The following is a 17,985-nucleotide window of genomic DNA, read 5'->3' on the forward strand; positions in this document are numbered from 1 at the left end:
GAATCCTCATGCGCAGATGGAACGGCTGGGGTGATGACAGTATCCGGCCAGAACTCCCGGCCAGCGGCGTCACCCACCTCAGAGAAAGAACCGGCACCGCCCAACCACTCCCGGACGCCACCCTGGAAGACGTTCTCCGGCAGGTGCCCGGGTCTCGCCTCCCTGACCATCCGCTGATCAACAAGGACCCCGAGATCCGGGTCCGCCACGCCCGCGGCCAGAGCCTGCCGGACTGGCTAGCCATGCGCAGCGGGGAATTTGAGGTGTTTCCGGACGGGGTTGCCGAACCCGAAGCCGGGGAGCAGGTCCGTGAGCTACTGGAACTCGCCGTCAAAGAACGCTTTGCGGTCATTCCTTACGGCGGCGGAACCAGCGTGGCAGGTCACATCAACCCCGTAGTCGGCAACAAGCCCGTACTGACCCTCAGCCTGGCTCGCATGAACCGCTTGCTGGACCTGGACCCTGAAAGCCAGATCGCCACTTTTGGAGCGGGCACACCTGGCCCGCTGGTAGAGTCCCAGTTGCGGGCAAGGGGCTATACCCTCGGGCATTTTCCGCAATCCTTTGAGTTATCTACCCTGGGTGGCTGGGTGGCGAGCCGGTCGAGCGGTCAGCAATCCCTTCGCTATGGTCGTATCGAGCAACTCTTTGCCGGGGGCACCGTTGAGACCCTGCAGGGCACATTGACCATACCCACCCTGCCCGCTTCCTCGGCAGGCCCGGATGTCCGGGAGATGGTGCTGGGTTCCGAAGGGCGCCTGGGAATCATCACTGAAGCCAGGGTTCGGGTTACCCAGCTGCCTGAACGGGAATCGTTCCACGTACTCTTTTTCCCGAACTGGCACACGGCACGGGAAGCCGCCAGGCACATGGTTCAGGGCAGGATGCCCTTGTCGATGGTGCGATTGAGCAATCCCACTGAAACGGAAACCCAGTTAGCCCTGGCCGGGCACCCCGGGAAAATCCGTATGCTGGAGCGTTATCTGAGCCTGCGGGGGGCCGGCACCGGCAAGTGCATGATGACCATTGGCGTTACTGGCTCGAAGCGTCAGTGTCGTTTTGCGCTGAACGAAGCCCGGCGCTGCTGCAAAGCGTTCCAGGGTGTTTACCTCGGTTCGGGTATGGGACGCAAATGGGCTGAGAATCGCTTTGCCATGCCCTACCTGAGAGAGAGCTTGTGGCAGCAGGGTTATGCGGTGGACACCCTGGAAACCGCCACGGACTGGGACAACGTCGATCACTTGATGGGTAAAATCGAGGAAAGCCTCCGTCATGGCCTGGCGGACGAGAACCAGCCGGTACATGTATTCAGCCATCTGTCCCACGTCTATCCCCAGGGCAGCAGTATCTATACCACCTACGTCTTCCCGGTGGCTGAAAGCTACGAAAAGACGCTGGCGCGATGGCAGCAGCTAAAGCACACCACATCAGCCGTCATTGTGGAAAACCGGGGCACGATCTCCCACCAGCATGGGGTCGGCAAGGACCACGCACCCTGGCTGCATGTGGAAAAGGGCGAAACCGGCATGCTGGCCCTTCGGGGCCTGATGACAACGTTCGACCCCCAGGGTTGCCTCAATCCGGGCACCCTGTTGCGGGAGCGTCGGGTCCGCCCCGGGGCCGGCAAGGATAATGGCGGATGACTATGGAGGATCTGGACCCCCATTACGATCTCATCGTCATCGGTGGTGGCATAACTGGCGCCGGGATTGCGCTGGAGGCGGCCTCGGCAGGACTGAACATCCTGCTGGTCGAACAGAGCGACTACGCCTGGGGCACATCGAGCCGGTCGTCGAAGATGGTCCATGGTGGCCTGCGGTACCTGGCCAGTGGTCATTTCAGGTTGACCCGGGATGCGGTAAGGGAGCGCCAGCGCATGCTGGACGAGTTGCCCGGGCTGGTGGATCCCATGCGCTATGTGATGCCCCATTATCACAGGGGCTTCCCGGGCCCCTGGCTGTTCGACAAGGTACTGTGGCTGTACGACCGGTTTGCCGGCAGGCGCTACCGGCACCGTATTGACCATTCCGAGCTCCTGCAATGGCTGCCTGGCATATCAACCGAGGGGCTCAAGGCAGCAACGGGGTATACTGACGCCGTCACGGAGGATGCCCGGCTGGTACTGCGGCTGCTGGCCGAGGCTCAACGCCAAGGCGCTGTTACCCGCAACTACACCCGTGTTACGGCTCTTGGGCGTCCGCCCCACGAACCCTGGCAGGTCACCCTTGAGGATCACCACACCGTGCCCGGCGCAAACCGGACGCTGACCGCAAACGCTGTTATTAACGCCACCGGCGCCTGGGCCGACCGCCTGTGGCAGACGCCCCATCCGGACGAACGCATCCGCCCTTTGAGGGGCAGTCACCTTATCGTGCCCTTTCGCCGGCTACCGGTATCAGTATCCCTTACTCTCCAACACCCGGAGGATCGCCGCCCGGTTTTTATTTTCCCCTGGCTGGGGCAGACCGTGGTAGGCACCACCGACCTGGACCATACCGATGACCTTGACCAGGAGCCAGGGATCAGTCAGCAGGAAGTGGAGTACCTGCTGCAGGCGATCCATTCGGTCTGTCCTGGAGCGAAGGTCAGTCGGCAGGATGTTCTTTCCACCTGGGCAGGTGTTCGGCCTGTGGTTACAGAAGGTCGCGACAAGGCACCGTCCGGCGAGAGCCGGGAGCATGTGATCTGGGCTGAGGACGGCCTGATCTCCGTGGCCGGGGGCAAGTTGACTACCTGGCGGGTTATCGCCCGGCAAGTCCTGCTCACCGCCAGCCCCTGGCTGGACGACCTGCAACTCACTGACGAGCGGCAGCGAACCTTTCCTCCGAATCCAACACTGTTCCGTCCACGGGAGATCAGCCACCTCACCTGGCAACGCCTGCAGGGTTATTACGGCGAACTGGTGTCCGAGGTTCTGGCGGCGGGCCCCCTGGAACCGATTGCCGGCACTCCGTACCTGTGGGCCGAGCTGCATTGGGCGGCAAGGGCTGAGAGCGTGGAGCATCTTGATGACTTACTGATACGCCGCACCCGTCTGGGGCTACTGACTCCGGATGGAGGCGATTACCTGCTGGAAGAGCTCCGGAACCGCCTGCAGCCGGAACTCAACTGGTCGGATGAACGCTGGCAAGATGAGACAAACCGCTACCGTGCCCTGTGGCGCGAGGCATTCGCCCTGCCTGCGGAGCGTGCCTCTCCATGACCTCTTCGGACATTAACCGCCCACTGATCATGGCGATTGATCAGGGAACCCAGAGTGTCAGGGCGCTTCTGTTCGACGCCAAAGGCCGCCTGGTGGGCCGGGGACACCAGCCCATCGAACCCTATTTTTCAGACCAGCCCGGATGGGCGGAACAACACCCCGAGTATTTCTGGCAGCAAATGGGCGAGGCCTGCAAGCTGTTATGGCGCAGTACTGACGCCAGCCCCGGGCAAGTCAAGGGAGTAACCCTCACCACACAGCGGGGCACGGTTGTTTCACTGGATGGTGCCGGCAAACCCCTTCGCCCGGCAATACTCTGGCTCGACCAACGCCATGCCGACATTGATGGCCCCTTGCCAGGCCTCTGGGGATGGCTGTTCCGTGGGCTCGGCCTGGGGGAAACCATTGACCAGTTCCGCCGCAACGCCCAGGCAAACTGGCTGGCCCGCAACCAGCCGGATCTGTGGTGCGCTACCGAGAAATACCTGTTGCTGTCCGGGTATCTCACCTGGCGGCTGACCGGCAACTACCGGGACTCCACCGGCAGTCAGGTGGGGTACCTTCCCTTCGACTATAAGCGCCACCGCTGGGCCCGCCCGGGCGATTTCAAATGGAAGCTGATGCCAGTACGCCTCAGCCAGCTTCCTGAGTTGGTCGCCCCGGGTGAATCATTGGGATCACTCACCCCGGAGGCAGCCGCCCACCTGGGAGTGGCGACCGGCCTGCCGCTCGTTGCCAGCGCTTCAGACAAGGCCTGTGAAGTCCTCGGCAGCGGTGGTACCGGGCCGGAGATCGCCTGCCTGAGCTATGGCACCACAGCCACCGTCAACGTGACCAATCGGCGCTATATCGAAGCCATCAGACTTATGCCTCCCTATCCCTCTGCCCTGCCCGGTCACTACTCATCGGAGGTGATGATCTACCGTGGCTACTGGATGGTGAGCTGGTTCAAGCGGGAGTTTGGCCTGCGTGAGCAACGGATGGCAGAGAAGCGGGGGATTGCGCCCGAAGTTCTGTTCGATGAACTGGTCAATGCGGTGCCAGCGGGCTCCATGGGCCTGATGCTGCAGCCCTACTGGTCACCCGGAGTACGGCACCCCGGGCCGGAAGCCAAGGGGGCCATGATTGGTTTTGGCGATGTGCATACGCGGGCGCATATCTACCGTGCCATGCTGGAAGGGCTGGCCTATGCACTCCGGGAAGGCAAGGAGCGCATCGAAAAGCGCAGTGGTCGTCCGGTTACAACACTACGCGTTGCCGGCGGCGGCTCCCGCAGCAACGCCGCCATGCAGCTGACCGCAGATATTTTTGGTATGCCGGCGGGCCGTCCCGGCACACCGGAGGCGTCCGGCCTGGGGGCGGCCATGGTTGCAGCCGCCGGGCTGGGGCTTTATCCCTCCGTGGCTGCAGCGGCCGAAGGGATGGCGGCAGCACCCGAGGTTTTTCAGCCGGAACGGGAAGCCAGCGCGCTCTACAATGAGCTTTACCAGGACGTCTATCGCCCCATGTACCGGCGCCTTGCTCCCCTTTACCGAAATATACGAAGGATCACGGGTTACCCCGGGTAACTGAGCCAGGTCAAACCCTGATCAAATTGATATCGCCTGTCTCTACGGCTGTTGTACACTCGGGAAACTTTTTTCAACAACTCAAAGAGCCCATGGCCGGACCGAAACCGTCTGCGGATAAAGCCAACTCCCTGCTTGCAGCACCCCAGCTTGCCGGTGTGCTGGCAATTGTCATGGTGCTGCACCTGGTTGCCAGGGAACACTTCCTGCTGTTTCACACCCTCGTCGAGCTGCTCCGGATCATCGTTCTGTGTGGGCTGTTTGCCCTGGCCTGGCACACCCGTCAATGGTCGGATAACCACTTCCTCCGGATCGTCGGCATAGCGGCTATCTTTATTGCAGGCATTGAGGTCTTCCATACCCTGGCCTACCGGGGCATCGGACTGTTCGGCCCGGATGATGGTAACCTGCCTACCCAGCTGTGGGTGGCGTTCCGGTCGCTGGAGGCCTTCGCGTTCCTGCTGGCCGCCCTGCTGGCGGCCCGAGCTGTTCGACCTGGCTGGCTATTGGCCGGCTATGCAGCCGCTACAGCATTTTTTACCGGGCTTATTGTTACCGGGCTCTTTCCCGATGCCTACCTTGAGCCAGCCGGCCTGACTCCGTTCAAGATTAACGCCGAATACGTCATCGCGTTCACGTTCGGGCTCGCCATGCTATTGCTGTTTGCCCGGCGAGGCCTTTTTGAGCCCGGGGTTCACTGGCTTATCCAGGCGTCACTGGTATTCAACATCCTGGCCACATTAGCCTTTACCCGCTATGTCAGCGTCTACGGATTGGCCAACGAAATCGGGCACTATTTCCTGTTTATCTCGACCTACCTGATATATCGCGGAATTCTTGTTACCGGGTTGACTACGCCCTATCAGCTCATGTTCCGCGACCTCAAATGCCACCAGGAACACCTCGAAGAGCTGGTAGAGGAGCGGACTGCCAGGCTCCGGCAAAGCGAGCAGCTCAACAACTCTTTCGTCACCAACTCTCCCGCCATCCTGATAATCACTGACCGGGACGGTCGAATCAGCCTTGCAAACCCGGCTTTTGAGACCCTGGCAGGCAGGCCAGCGAGTGAAATGACGGGAAAGCCACCGCACGAAATAATCGACGCGCAGATTGCCGACGCCATCGAGCGTAACAACCAGACCGCTATCCGTGCCGGCAAGGCCGTGGCTTCCACAGAGGCAGTAACCGTAGAAGGCCAGCAAAGGCTGTTTGAGGCCGTGCACTTCCCGCTGTTTGACGAGGCCGGCCAGATAAGCGGTACCGGTGCCATCGCTACCGAAGTGACCGAACACCGACGCCTGCAAACCAACTACGAACTGATGCTGCAGGCCTCCATGGACGCCCTGCTGCTGGCGGATGAACAAGGCAACTTTGTCCAGGTGAACCAGGCTGCAGTGGTCCTGACAGGTTATACCGAGCCAGAACTCCTTGCCATGAACCTCCGGGACATTGATGTCAGCGAACGGAACGACGCCATCGGCTTCCGCCTCGAACGGGTCTCCCACGACCGGTCAGGTCGATTCGAATCCCGCTGGCGGAGCAAGGATGGCGAGGTTCGGGACGTGGAGCTGAGCATCCAGCTCTTTGACGGGGTGGTCAATAACGGCTTCTGCGCCTTCGTGCGGGATATCAGTCAGCAACGGGCGGACCTGCGCCGCATCGAATTCCTCGCCCGGTACGATGCCCTCACCAAGCTACCCAACCGTGCCCGATTCGAGGAACTTGCCCAGCAGCGGCTCAAGCAGGCAGCCCGGAACGGACTGGAAGGAATGCTGGTGTATATTGACCTGGACAACTTCAAGGACATTAACGACTCCCTCGGTCACTACATGGGCGATGCCTTACTGCGGGAACTTGGTCAGCGACTGCAAGCACTCGCGGATCCGAAACGATTGTTTGCACGATCCTCCGGCGATGAATTCATTGCCCTGCTGGAAGTGGAGTCAGGCGAAGCCTCGGTAGCCACGGAATTGGCCCGCATACAGCAGGCGGTCCTGGCCCCGGTAACGGTAAACGGGCATCAACTGGTGACCACCGTATCGGTCGGTGTATCGCTATACCCCGAGGATGGCCAGGATTTCACCACCCTCTATCGTAATGCGGACACTGCCATGTATGCCGCCAAGACCGACGGTCGAAACACCTGGCGGCGATTTGACAGAGCCATGCAGGAAAAAGCGTCCGAGCGCCAGCAACTATTGGCAGAACTACGCGGGGCACTGTCCCGGGACGAGTTTTCCTTGCACTACCAGCCCCAGGTCAGCCTCATTGATCGTGAGCTGATCGGCGCCGAGGCGCTGCTACGCTGGCACCACCCCGTTCTCGGACAGGTGTCCCCGGCACGTTTCGTTCCCATCGCTGAGGAAAGCGGCCTGATCGTGGAAATCGGTGAGTGGGTGCTGCGCCAGGTCTGCCGCCAGGGCCGGGCCTGGCACGAAGCGGGGCTGCCACCAATCACCCTTGCCGTAAACCTGTCGGCCATCCAGTTCCAGCATCATGACCTTCCCTCAACGGTAGCCCGCATTCTCGACGAAACCGGGTTCGATGGACGTCACCTGGAACTGGAACTGACTGAATCCGTGCTTGCGGGTGACGAGGCAAGGGTTGCCCAGACCATAGCGCTGCTGAAACACCATCACATCCGGGTCGCTATCGATGACTTCGGTACTGGTTACTCGAGCATGGCCTACCTTAACCGGTTTGCGGTGGACAAACTCAAGATTGACCAGTCCTTTGTCCGCGAGATGGATACAGACAGGAACAGTGCGTCCGTGGTTACCGCCATCATCCGGCTTGCACACAGCCTCGACCTGAACGTCATCGCGGAAGGCGTGGAAACTGAACGACAGGCACAGCATCTCGCCCAATTGGACTGTGATGAGGCTCAGGGCTACCACTTCGGCCGGCCAGTTCCACCAAAGGCATTCACCGCGTTGCTTCAGACCCTGCCGGAACAGTGCTAGAACAGGTCTCCTGACATAACCTCTTCTTTACTGAGGTTTTCTCCTTGCCGTAACATTAAGCTGCTATTGCTTTACGGAATGAGCAAATAAGCAACCCAACGACCGCAAGCCCGAACTGCTCGTGCCAGGCCATCCAGTCGCCACCAACCTTGATCGTGGCATGTGGCAATGACCAGGAGCCAGTGAAACAGTCGCAGGGGCAAGTCCCAGAGCCGGATCGTGGTCATGGCAGGTCCTCTTGGTCACGGCAGGTTGACTGGAAGAAACCCGTAAGCTTACTAAGTTACAGGGTGCCAGTCATTCCCGACCTGTCTGAGCCACGCTCAGGCCACCTGCTCCCTTGCCAGTCCGAACACGCCTTCAATGTCGCCCCTGACCATGACAGGGATAAACAGCAGACTGAAACGTCTAGGATCTTTACCAAAGTTCTGGAAGGTCATCGTAATACCGGACGGTGCCAGCCCGTTCAGGGCCTGGCTAAAGGCGTTCTCCAGGTTTGCCAGGTCTTCTGCGGGCACAGTGGTTTCGTTGATCAGCTCACGGAAATCCATGCCCGTCAGCCGGTTCCTGCTCATCCCCAGTATTTCTGCTGTCGCCGGGTTGAGACGTGTGAAACGCCCCTCCCGATCGATCACGAAAACCGGGTCCGGGTTCCGGTCCATCAGTGATCGTAGCCGTTGGATTTCCAGCGCCCCTTCCTTTGCCTCGCTGGCCTTGTCCTCCATCCAGGCCCGGGAAGCCATGGCTATATAAGCCAGGACCGAGCCAAAGAGCAGGATCGCGGCAGGCAGTATTCCCATCCTGCCTGGCTGTCCGGTCGCCGCCAGGGTGAGTGTGGCGGAGTTATTGCCGAGATCAAACGAACGGGTTGCCATGATGGCCCTGCCCCCGGAGGTTGACTGATTGAACACGTCCATCTCCCCTTGCGGCCCGATAAGGCGCAAACCCAGTTCATCATGGTCCGGCAACAACTCGCGATCTACCAGTACGCCCAGGTCCAGCAACGCTACGAGGTAGTACTGGGTGCTGTCTGCCGGGCGGGTAATCACCAGCAGCCGCTCCGGGGAGTCCGTGTCGGGGACCAGCCACGAGCGAATCTCACTGCGTTCAGGGAATAGCCTGACCCAGCGCAGCCCGGCGTCAGTCAGCAATTGATTTTCCAGCCACAGGGTCAGGTCCGGGTCATCCGAAAAACGCCAGTTTTCCCTCGCCCGTTTATTGATCTTCAGTAACGCGCGGAAATCCGGGTGATCGGAGAACAGGATTCGGGCATCCCTGACCAGGTCCTCGTTACCGAGGCGAATATCGAGCCTTGCCCAGCTGTCTACCAATCGCTCCAGCATCTGGGCCCGGTTAGTGAGCGCACCTTGCAGGGCGCGGGAATAGTCATTGAGCCACTGATCGGCAAGCGCACGACGGGTGGTTTCCTGGTCGTGGGTGGCCTGGTAGGCAAGGGACATGGTCACGATAAGCGCGCCCAGGCCTAGCATCATCACGGTTTGGGAGAGCCTGAGCTTGTCCATGCCCCCGCTACCCGTACCCACCAGCAGGAAGGCCGAGCCCAGGGCGATGGCCGAAATGGCGCCCAGCGGGGTGGCCTGCTCCCCTACCTTTTCCAGCGCGCCGCCTGCACCGAGGTCTGTTGAACCCACAACCGCCGCAAGTCCGAAAGCGATACCCAGCAATCCCCCCACTCGCCAGAGAAAACGGCCTGGCCGACGCCTGTTGCCGTACCAGCAACAAAACGCCATCAGTACCAGGATCAGGCTGGGCGCCACCGGCATCAGGAAGGGTTCAGCAGGTAACGTCTGCCCCCAGGCCGGGGATACCAGCTGATAGAGCGCGCTGCCCAGACCGTACAGGCTCAGTAATATCGGCAGGATCAGCCGCCCCAGACGATCCCCCAGTAACACTGCGCCGAGCGTCGAACTGGCCAGCGCAACACCGATGGCTCCACCGGGGGAAAGTTTCCAGACCAGGGAAACCGGATAGTTCGGCAATAGCATCAGCAGTAAGGTCAGCACGGACACGGACAGGCAGCCAGTGACAAGAAGGAATAATGCCACCTGTCGTGAGAGGTTACTGGTTATTGTCATGGGTCCGCTTCCGGATTATGGCTTACGGGCGCTCGTCCAGCCTGGCGCCTCTTCGTTATACCCATGACAAGTTACTGAAAAAATGGACCTATGTCTTTACATAACACACCGAGGCGGCCACCACTTTGTCAGTTTCTGTGAAATCGCGTCGGGTGACGGGGTGGGTACCCCCGTCACGTAGATTCCACCACGTTCCATTGACCGGACTCATAACGCTCGACACCCCCGTCGCAGAGACGATACAGCAGTACCCAGTGGTTGTTGACCAACGCTGCTGCGTCCGACTGGCGCTGCAGGGCGGTTGTTATCCTTGCCCGGGGAGCATCCACCAACACAGTGAGCCTGAGCGGCTCATGCCGCCAACAGGTGCCATCATGGACTGACTGCAGAGGCAGGCCGATCCTGAGATCAGCGCCCGTTCCCTCAACGACGCCCAGATTCCCTCCCACCACCGAATGCAACAGTTTGTTACCGGAGCCATACACCTCCGGCACAGTGACCGAGGCCATGTACTGCAGGTTGATCCAGTTGGCCACCACCATCGGTGCCGCCAGCAGGGCCTCGAGAATCACTCCGTCCTCGTCCTGTTCCGGGTCATAGTCGTGGAGGAAAACCCGCCCCCCGAGATCCCTGCCACGGGTTCTGGCCCGGGGTGCAAACAGGATAGCGGCGTTGTTGGCAAGGCCCCATTCAGGTCGAACTTCAGACCAGTCCCTGGTCCTGGTTTTCAGGGCTTCTTTCAGCGGCTGGTCCGCCATGCCATTCAGTTTCAGGACAGTGGCGCGTTCCGCACGGGCCCCGCAGGCAGCGCGCTCAAAGCCTGCCTGGAGCTGACGTAAACGATCGGCGTGAGTATCCGGCACATGGTGGGCATCGAGTACGGTCACCTCATCGGTCACCGTGCAATGCTCAGCGGCGACAGCCCATGTCTGCTCGGGAATAACGATCTGTTCTTCTTCCAGCGCTCGCCGGACACCCGGGTCGTTGAACAGTTCAGCGGCCAGGCGGGCACTGACCGCACCGCTGCGGCCCCCGCAAGCCCCACAATTAAGGCCTGCTGCATTGGGGTTGTTGTCGGTATGGCTGCCATGGCCCACAAAAGCCACCAGTGGTGCAAAGTCCCTGGTTAATGACATACCCCGAAGCATGCCAGCCACCAGCGCGGCTTTTTCCTGATCGGATAGCGCTTTGCCATTATGCCGGTGGACCAGTTGCCCTGCTGTCATTCGTACCGTTGCTGGCTCGTCTGTTGTGGAATGGCCCTGTTTCAGGCTGTCCCGCACCAGCTTCCAGGCCCAGGCCAGTCCGGTGGTTTCCACCAGGGTGAAGGTGGATAGGCTCCCATACTTGGCCTTCCTTACCGACGACCGGGTTACCTCCCGCTGGTCCAGCCGGCGACTTTCTGCGGCGTCATCGCCCAGGCTGCCAAGGGTATCAACAAGTTCCATAGAGGCGGGAAGCAGGCCCGGAAGGTGACGTGACGGCTGCAACGGTCCCAATGCCCGGTAAGTCAGCGGCAAGCCAAAAAACCCGGCAAACCCGAGGGTCCGGACTGACGGATAGACCTCTTCAAGGTGACGACGCAGAACCTCCGAGCGCACGTCGATACAGAAGACTGCCTGTACGTCCGTCTCACTTGCGGCGCCCTCGCTCCCAGGGACCGGTGAAGCGGTCAGCACCCTCCAAAGACGACGCTGGTAGCCGGCCTCATAGGCACGGTGCCAGACCCACAAGCCATCAGGGTGACTATCATCTAAGGGCTGCCGTGCCCTGCTGCGGGCCTTGTGCCACAACGCCCGTTGCTCCGGCGTGCTGCACCCCAGGCCCACCAGTTCCCAAACCAGCAGAACAGCCAGCAATTCGCCGCAACGGTCGGATGCACGGTTTTCCAGGCCCTCTCGCCAATCCACACCCCGACACCAGGACGCCCAGCCGTTGATCCGCAGCAGCAAGCTGTGGGCGACAGACTCAAGTTCCCTCTCAGTCAGGCCGAGGGCTGATACGACAATGGGGAGGGCCTCCGAGAGGTTTTGCGGAACATCAAGCAACCGTTTCCTTGCACCCCGGATGCCCGTGCGACCGTCCAGGGCCCGATCTTCCCTGGATGACCGCAACCAGTAGCTGAACAGATCACCGCCATCAGCAGACGTCATCCATTGTGACTGGCGAGCGTCGAAAAACCGGGCGCAAACCGCAGCGACCTGATCCCTCACCGCGTCCGCCACGGGTATTACGGCACTCCGCTCCGGCTCAAGCACATCCAGGATGGAGACCCTGGCGTTGTCTGCCCCGGTCGTCCGACGTGATAACCACTGTTCGTAAAACCCGATGTCGCCTCCGGCATCCAGCTCATCAATACTGGCCTGCAAATCAGCGTCGCCTATCCGGCCACCTGCCCTGGCTTCCCGGTAGAATTCTGCGGGCATGAGCATCGAAAAGCCTCCCCGCGCTGCCAACAGTTCGTCAGCACGATGGATCGGTGTATGCCTCATTCCCCAGAAGGGATTAACCGCGATCCACTCATCCAAGGGCCACACCGGAGCTACTAGTTCACAAGCCTTCTGCAGGACACCCTGCCAGTTATCCTGTTGTACCAGGGGAGACTTCAGCATCGCATTCATATTACTCATGACCTTTCCTCCCGGGTAAACGGACGGTGGGGCTGCCTGTAAAACATGGCTGGCGCCCGAAGGGCTTCCGAGGCAAGTTTGCGTGTCAGGCGATCAAAGGGCTGTTCCAGGTAGCAGCCATGACTGAAGTGCACTCTCAGACTGCGGGTTAACGGGTGCTTCGGTGCCAGTGTCACCAGAAGCGAGCCAGTGACCAGGGCCGCCAGAATCAGCCCACCGGCGACTTCTGCTATTGCGGTCAAGGCAAACCCGCTGTGATCCGGCACCGCGGGCCCGATCAAAAGGTGGCAAAGCACATAGATTGGCACCAGCATCAGCGCCATCCCGGCCAGCCGCAGCCGCGCCATGTGAGTGGTGGCTGCAGGTATTCCCAGTGTCGCGGCCGCAACGGCAAAGACCAGCAATGCCCCCAGCAGAATGTTGTGCTCAACGATGCGGGGTTCGATCGCCAGCAGCATCGCTGCCATGGTACCGGCCCCCACCGCCCACAGTATGCGGGTTGTGTTAGACGCGTCCGGGAAAGGCCGTTTAGCCGTGACGACCACAGTTCGGCCCGAGGCAAGGAACGAATGAGCCTTGTACAACGAGTGGGCCAACAGGTGAAGGAAGGCCAGTGTGTAGGCGCCCATACCGATCTCGAACAGCATGAAGCCCATCTGGGCACAGGTTGACCAGGCCAGCGCGTGCTTCACCGAGTACTGGGTCATCATGGTCATCACAGCGACCACTGCGGTAACGCCCCCCACCACCAGAAGGATCATATGACCGGCGGTGAATCCATCAAACAGGGGAAACAGTCGTAACCAGAGAAAGCCGCCAAGGTTGATCACGCCGGCATGGAGCAAGGCCGACACTGGCGTTGGCGCTTCCATCACCCGAATCAGCCAGCCGTGGAATGGAATCTGGGCGCACTTCAATGCAGCCGCCAGGGCCAGTGCCACGGATGCGAGGGCAAGGCTCATGCTGTCAGCGGAGTGATTGCCACTCAGGGAAAACATCTCGGGGATATAGAAGGTGCCATAGTGCAGGTAAAGCAACATCACGCCCGCGACAATCAGGGTGTCCCCGAGGCGGCTGACAATAAACTTCTGGATCGCCGCCATGCGCGCTTCGGGCCTGTCCCGATAAAGCGTCAGCAGGTGGTGCAGCGCCAGGCTCACGCCAATCCAGGCTCCGGCAAGAACCAGCAGGTGGTTGGTGAAGACCAGAACCAGCACAGAACCGATGATCACAAGGAACCAGGGCAGGAACCGCTCCCGCCCGGGATCACCCCTCAGGTAAGTATTCGCGAACCTGAGAATCACCCAGCCCACGAAGGTAACCATCAGCGCCATCCAGACACTGATGCCGCCAGGATATAGCCCTAACTGTCGCCCTGCGTCAGTGACCATGGTGTTGCCGGCGAGAGCCTGGGCAATAACCGTAGCTGCCACCAGTAACGTTACCATTAGCGACGCCAACAACAGGTGTCCGGACAGCCGCCAGCAGTGATCTATTTTCAATGGGTTCCGCACCCACCCTGCCAAGCCTGCAAGCAGGAAAAGGGATATAGCCAGCAGCAGCCAGACTGCCAGCACGGTCAATGAAACGATTTCTCCGAAAGGACTCATAAGCGCTACCTCCTGATGAGGGGCACTTTGCCTCTTTTCGTTCAATATAAAAAATAGTTTATACTGATCTTATCGTTCTTTTTTTAGGAACAGAATCCAATGAAGCTCAATTACCACCACCTGTATTACTTCTGGCAGGTTGCCCGTACCGGCCATCTCACGCGGACGGCCAACGCGCTCCACATCTCCCAATCCGCCCTTTCCGGCCAGATTCGAAAACTCGAAGACAGCCTGGGGTATGAGCTCTTTATCCGGGAGGGCCGGCGCCTGAAGCTGTCGGAAGCGGGTCGACTGGCCTTTTCCTACGCCGAGGACATCTTCCGCCAGGGCGAGGAACTGGCCGCCATGTTTGCCTCTGGCGCACGCCCCAACCGAGAGGTGTTGCGTATCGGTGCGGTTGCCACCCTGTCCAGAAACTTCCAGGAAGCCTTTCTGCAGCCACTCCTGGGCCGGGAGGACCTGGAACTCAGCCTGCAGAGCGGCCACCTTGATGAACTTCTCAGACGACTGTCAGCTCACCGCCTGGATCTGATCCTGGCCAACCAGGCGATACAGGGAGATGATCAGAACCCCTGGCGTTCACGACTGATTGCCCGGCAATCGGTCAGCATTATCGGTCCGCCGGGCCTGGAATCACGGGACGGCTTCCCGGCCATGTTGTCTGACCGCGCCCTGCTGGTTCCCGGTGCAGAAAACAGCATCCGCCAGGCCTTCGAGCAGCTGTGCGATTACCACCGGTTCCAGCCACGGATCGCCGCAGAAGTGGATGATATGGCACTGATGCGCCTGCTGACCCGGGATACCGGACACCTTGCCATCCTCCCCCCGGTGGTTGTCAGGGATGAGCTACGCAACGGTACCCTTGAGGATTACGGTGCCCTGCCAGGGGTGTACGAAGAGTTCTATGCCATCAACATCCGCCGCCAGTTCGAGACCGACACCATTCGGGAGCTCATGGCACAACCGGCAGACAGCTTCCTGGGGCTGAATTCTGAGTCAGAAAACCAACCGCAAGCGTCCCGGGTTACCAGTCCTGGAACCTGAGATGCGCATCGCCCCCGGAGAACAGGCTAGAAAGTGACCGAATACCAACCTATGCTCGTACCAAAGGTAGGCAATTCGGCTTCTGGTTTTTGATCGATGTTTGGGGTTACCAATAATGCCGGAGAAGCAAACGCTGAACATGCAGGGATCGTCTGCGACCCGCAAAGAACGTTCACAGTCTTTCCTCGATCGAAGCGAGAGAAAGTTCCATGAATTGATAGAAAGCCTCCCCATGGTGGCCGTTCAGGGCTATAACCGGAACCGAGAGGTTATCTACTGGAATGAGGCCAGCCGGCGCTTGTACGGCTATACCCGGGAAGAAGCCCAGGGGAAGTTACTGGAAGACCTGATAATCCCGGACTCTATGCGGGACGGTGTTATAAAGGCGCACACAGACTGGCTCGAGAGAAACGTCGGGATTCCTTCAGAAGAACTGGAACTCAAACACAAGGAGGGCCACCTGGTCCCGGTGTATTCTAGTCATGTCATGATCAAGCAGGACACCGGTGAATGTGAAATGTACTGTGTTGATATCAGCCTGGAGGAGCAAAAGAAAGCCAGGGCGGAATTGCACAGGAATGCCTTCTTTGATGACTTAACCGAACTGCCCAACAGGCGCTTTATGGAAGCGGAATTAACCGTGCGCTTGGCGGAAGCGTCCCGTCTAAAGCGGGAAGTGGCAGTCGTATTTATCGACATGGACAATTTCAAGCTGATCAACGACACGCTTGGCCACCATCAGGGAGACAAGCTGTTAAAAGCGGTATCTGATGTTCTTAAGAAAGAAATCCGCGGTGCTGATCTGTTGAGCCGGTTCGGGGGTGATGAATTTGTACTGCTGCTGTTCGATTTTGACGGGCCTGAAGGCATCCATGAACTGCTGCGCCGCCTGATCGACGCCCTGGATCGTGGATTTACCATCGATGGGGACTATTTCCAGGTAACAGCCAGTTTCGGTGTAAGCCTGTTTCCTGACAATGGAACAACAAGCGCTGAGCTTATGGGCAACGCCGATGCCGCCATGTATCAGGCAAAGGAAACAGGCAAGAACAGCGTCTGCTTTTATACACCTGACATAAATGACCGGCTCACCCACTATCAGGATATCACCACCCTGCTCCGCCGAGCGATCGCCAGCGATACCCTGCAACTGTACTTCCAGCCACAAATTGACCTGGTGAATGGTGGTATGGATTCCTGTGAGGCCCTGCTGAGATGTTTCAATGAACACGGTCAGGCTGTTTCGCCAGCAGACTTCATACCGGTAGCCGAGAAATCAGGGTTGATACACCGGATTGGCAACTGGGTCATCGAAGCGGCTTGCAGGCAACTCAAAGCCTGGCAGGGCACAGCCCTTGGACACATGCGGATTGATATCAACCTGTCGGGAAGGCAGTTGAACAACCCCCGCCTGGCGGATGAGATTCTGGAGACACTGCAACGTCATGGATTGACCACTTCCCAATTGGGCCTGGAACTGACGGAAAACGAAGTCTTTGGCAGCGACAACGGACAGATAAGACAACTTGAAAGATTGAAGCGTTCAGGTGTTCATATATCGATCGACGACTTCGGAACCGGCTATTCTTCGCTGGTGTATCTGCGCAAGCTGCCGGTTTGTAGCATCAAAATTGACAGGAGCTTCCTCCACCACGCGATGAGCAACGACAGTGATATGGCCATAATGAAAGCCATGATCACGGTAGGACATACCCTTGGTTTAACGGTGGTCGTCGAGGGGGTTGAGACCGAGGAGCAGGATATTCTCGTCAAGAATTTGGGTTGCGACCTGGCTCAGGGTTTTCTGTATGCCACGCCACGACCGGCAGCTCAAATGCCTGCGTTCCTGGCGGAGCTCAACGCCTGAGGGCTCTATCGGAAACCGATAAATACAACAAACCTGGAAAAGGCCAAATAATGACACTAAAAGGAAAAATGGAGGCGCGGGTCGGAATCGAACCGGCGTACACGGAGTTGCAGGACGAACTTCCTGAATCACTTTTTTTCCTTAAATACATATACTTAAACAACCTTCCTGACACATAACTTACGCTCATTCGGGCATAGTAAAGTCCTTTTCAATCAATAAGTTATATTTTCATTTTTTGGGTGACTTTCAGCTCACCGCCTCCGTCGGCTCGATAAGATCTTATATCCGTGAGTTAGTCCCCGCCCTTTAACACATCACAAACATTTTGCGTGCATAACGCTGCTAGTTTTGCGCAGGCGTGTTGTCAGTACACCAATTTGCAAACCGTTATCTTAGTCACTGCTCGGTTGGGACGTTTAATTCCACCTTCCTAGCGAAACCAGCTCAATTGCTTTCGAAGCAGTTGGACCATTACCTGAAACGTTTGGAGTTACACCGCTGATGGCTAAAAAAAAGACGAACCGACCTCTCACTATAGCTGCAAAAGCGGAATCAAAACCTAAGCGGTAGTTTGTTAACCGGTTGGGGGATCAGGTTACGCCTTCCTATCGCGTGAGCGTGATTTTCCGTGTATGTATAGCGTCCCCTTCTGCGTAGCGTTTTTTTAACTGAGGGTATTGCTTGAGCCGAAGCCATGATTCGAGCCCTTTCATTTTGCGTACCTCGGACGACATCGTGAAACCAAGCGGTCTTAGGACGCTTTGAATCAACTGGTCTTGCCTAGCCATGTACTTTTTTTCGGCGAGCAGCGTCGAATCCAATTCAATGCGATTGGGCCCTTGCGTACCTAACCGCTTTATTTCCTGCGCAAATTTACCAATTTGAACTGTAAAAAAATCCTTTCCTTCGGCTTTATCCTCGGTGGACGTGTAGTTGCCCCCGCTAAACCGGACACCACCTCATTCGTTTGATGCCAGTTCTGCCCGGTACTCCCAGGGCGAT

Annotated in this window: 9 protein-coding genes; 6 read left to right on the plus strand and 3 right to left on the minus strand. The window is 58.8% G+C overall.

What is annotated here, in order from left to right; all coding sequences use genetic code 11:
• Positions 1-8: 8 nt before the first annotated feature.
• The 4 genes from BM036_RS14685 to BM036_RS14700 all read left to right on the plus strand — a co-directional run bounded on the left by BM036_RS14685 (position 9) and on the right by BM036_RS14700 (position 7,733).
• On the plus strand, positions 9-1,643 hold the full coding sequence (locus tag BM036_RS14685; RefSeq protein ID WP_091853710.1) for an FAD-binding oxidoreductase: 1,635 nt from the start codon (positions 9-11) through the stop codon (positions 1,641-1,643).
• Entirely contained in the window at positions 1,640-3,202 is a 1,563-nt protein-coding gene (locus tag BM036_RS14690; RefSeq protein WP_091853713.1) for a glycerol-3-phosphate dehydrogenase/oxidase, read from the plus strand. The genes BM036_RS14685 and BM036_RS14690 overlap by 4 nt, the downstream gene beginning before the upstream one ends.
• Positions 3,199-4,770 carry an FGGY-family carbohydrate kinase gene (locus BM036_RS14695; RefSeq protein WP_091853715.1) on the plus strand — a complete coding sequence of 524 codons (1,572 nt, stop codon included), beginning with the start codon at positions 3,199-3,201 and terminating at the stop codon, positions 4,768-4,770. The genes BM036_RS14690 and BM036_RS14695 overlap by 4 nt, the downstream gene beginning before the upstream one ends.
• 92 nt (positions 4,771-4,862) lie before the next feature.
• On the plus strand, positions 4,863-7,733 hold the full coding sequence (locus BM036_RS14700) for a bifunctional diguanylate cyclase/phosphodiesterase (protein WP_091853717.1): 2,871 nt from the start codon (positions 4,863-4,865) through the stop codon (positions 7,731-7,733).
• Between the two features lie 323 nt (positions 7,734-8,056).
• On the opposite strand, the gene BM036_RS14710 is transcribed toward BM036_RS14700, so the two are convergent.
• The 3 genes from BM036_RS14710 to BM036_RS14720 all read right to left on the minus strand — a co-directional run bounded on the left by BM036_RS14710 (position 8,057) and on the right by BM036_RS14720 (position 14,069).
• Positions 8,057-9,829: a PAS domain-containing protein gene (locus BM036_RS14710; protein ID WP_091853718.1), complete on the minus strand. Its 1,773-nt coding sequence runs from the start codon at positions 9,827-9,829 to the stop codon at positions 8,057-8,059.
• 173 nt (positions 9,830-10,002) lie between these two features.
• Positions 10,003-12,459, minus strand: a complete 2,457-nt coding sequence (locus tag BM036_RS14715; RefSeq protein WP_091853720.1) for a YbcC family protein — start codon at positions 12,457-12,459, stop codon at positions 10,003-10,005.
• Complete coding sequence (locus BM036_RS14720) at positions 12,456-14,069, minus strand: NADH-quinone oxidoreductase subunit L (protein ID WP_091853722.1); 1,614 nt, start codon at positions 14,067-14,069, stop codon at positions 12,456-12,458. The genes BM036_RS14715 and BM036_RS14720 overlap by 4 nt, the downstream gene beginning before the upstream one ends.
• A 99-nt stretch (positions 14,070-14,168) precedes the next feature.
• On the opposite strand from BM036_RS14720, the gene BM036_RS14725 reads away from it, so the two are divergent.
• Entirely contained in the window at positions 14,169-15,113 is a 945-nt protein-coding gene (locus BM036_RS14725) for a LysR family transcriptional regulator (protein WP_091853724.1), read from the plus strand.
• Between the two features lie 115 nt (positions 15,114-15,228).
• Entirely contained in the window at positions 15,229-16,980 is a 1,752-nt protein-coding gene (locus tag BM036_RS14730; RefSeq protein ID WP_245742662.1) for a putative bifunctional diguanylate cyclase/phosphodiesterase, read from the plus strand.
• Positions 16,981-17,985: the final 1,005 nt, after the last annotated feature.

Origin of the sequence: Marinobacter segnicrescens, assembly GCF_900111555.1 — a bacterium.
In the GTDB taxonomy this organism is placed as follows: domain Bacteria; phylum Pseudomonadota; class Gammaproteobacteria; order Pseudomonadales; family Oleiphilaceae; genus Marinobacter; species Marinobacter segnicrescens.

What these genes read in the sequence shown, in the direction of transcription:
- BM036_RS14690 (WP_091853713.1), top strand. Translation starts at nt 1,640, where the DNA reads ATGACTATGGAGGATCTGGACCCCCATTACGATCTCATCGTCATCGGT.
- BM036_RS14720 (WP_091853722.1), bottom strand. Translation starts at nt 14,069, where the DNA reads ATGAGTCCTTTCGGAGAAATCGTTTCATTGACCGTGCTGGCAGTCTGG.
- BM036_RS14700 (WP_091853717.1), top strand. Translation starts at nt 4,863, where the DNA reads ATGGCCGGACCGAAACCGTCTGCGGATAAAGCCAACTCCCTGCTTGCA.
- BM036_RS14710 (WP_091853718.1), bottom strand. Translation starts at nt 9,829, where the DNA reads ATGACAATAACCAGTAACCTCTCACGACAGGTGGCATTATTCCTTCTT.
- BM036_RS14725 (WP_091853724.1), top strand. Translation starts at nt 14,169, where the DNA reads ATGAAGCTCAATTACCACCACCTGTATTACTTCTGGCAGGTTGCCCGT.
- BM036_RS14730 (WP_245742662.1), top strand. Translation starts at nt 15,229, where the DNA reads ATGCCGGAGAAGCAAACGCTGAACATGCAGGGATCGTCTGCGACCCGC.
- BM036_RS14685 (WP_091853710.1), top strand. Translation starts at nt 9, where the DNA reads ATGCGCAGATGGAACGGCTGGGGTGATGACAGTATCCGGCCAGAACTC.
- BM036_RS14715 (WP_091853720.1), bottom strand. Translation starts at nt 12,459, where the DNA reads ATGAGTAATATGAATGCGATGCTGAAGTCTCCCCTGGTACAACAGGAT.
- BM036_RS14695 (WP_091853715.1), top strand. Translation starts at nt 3,199, where the DNA reads ATGACCTCTTCGGACATTAACCGCCCACTGATCATGGCGATTGATCAG.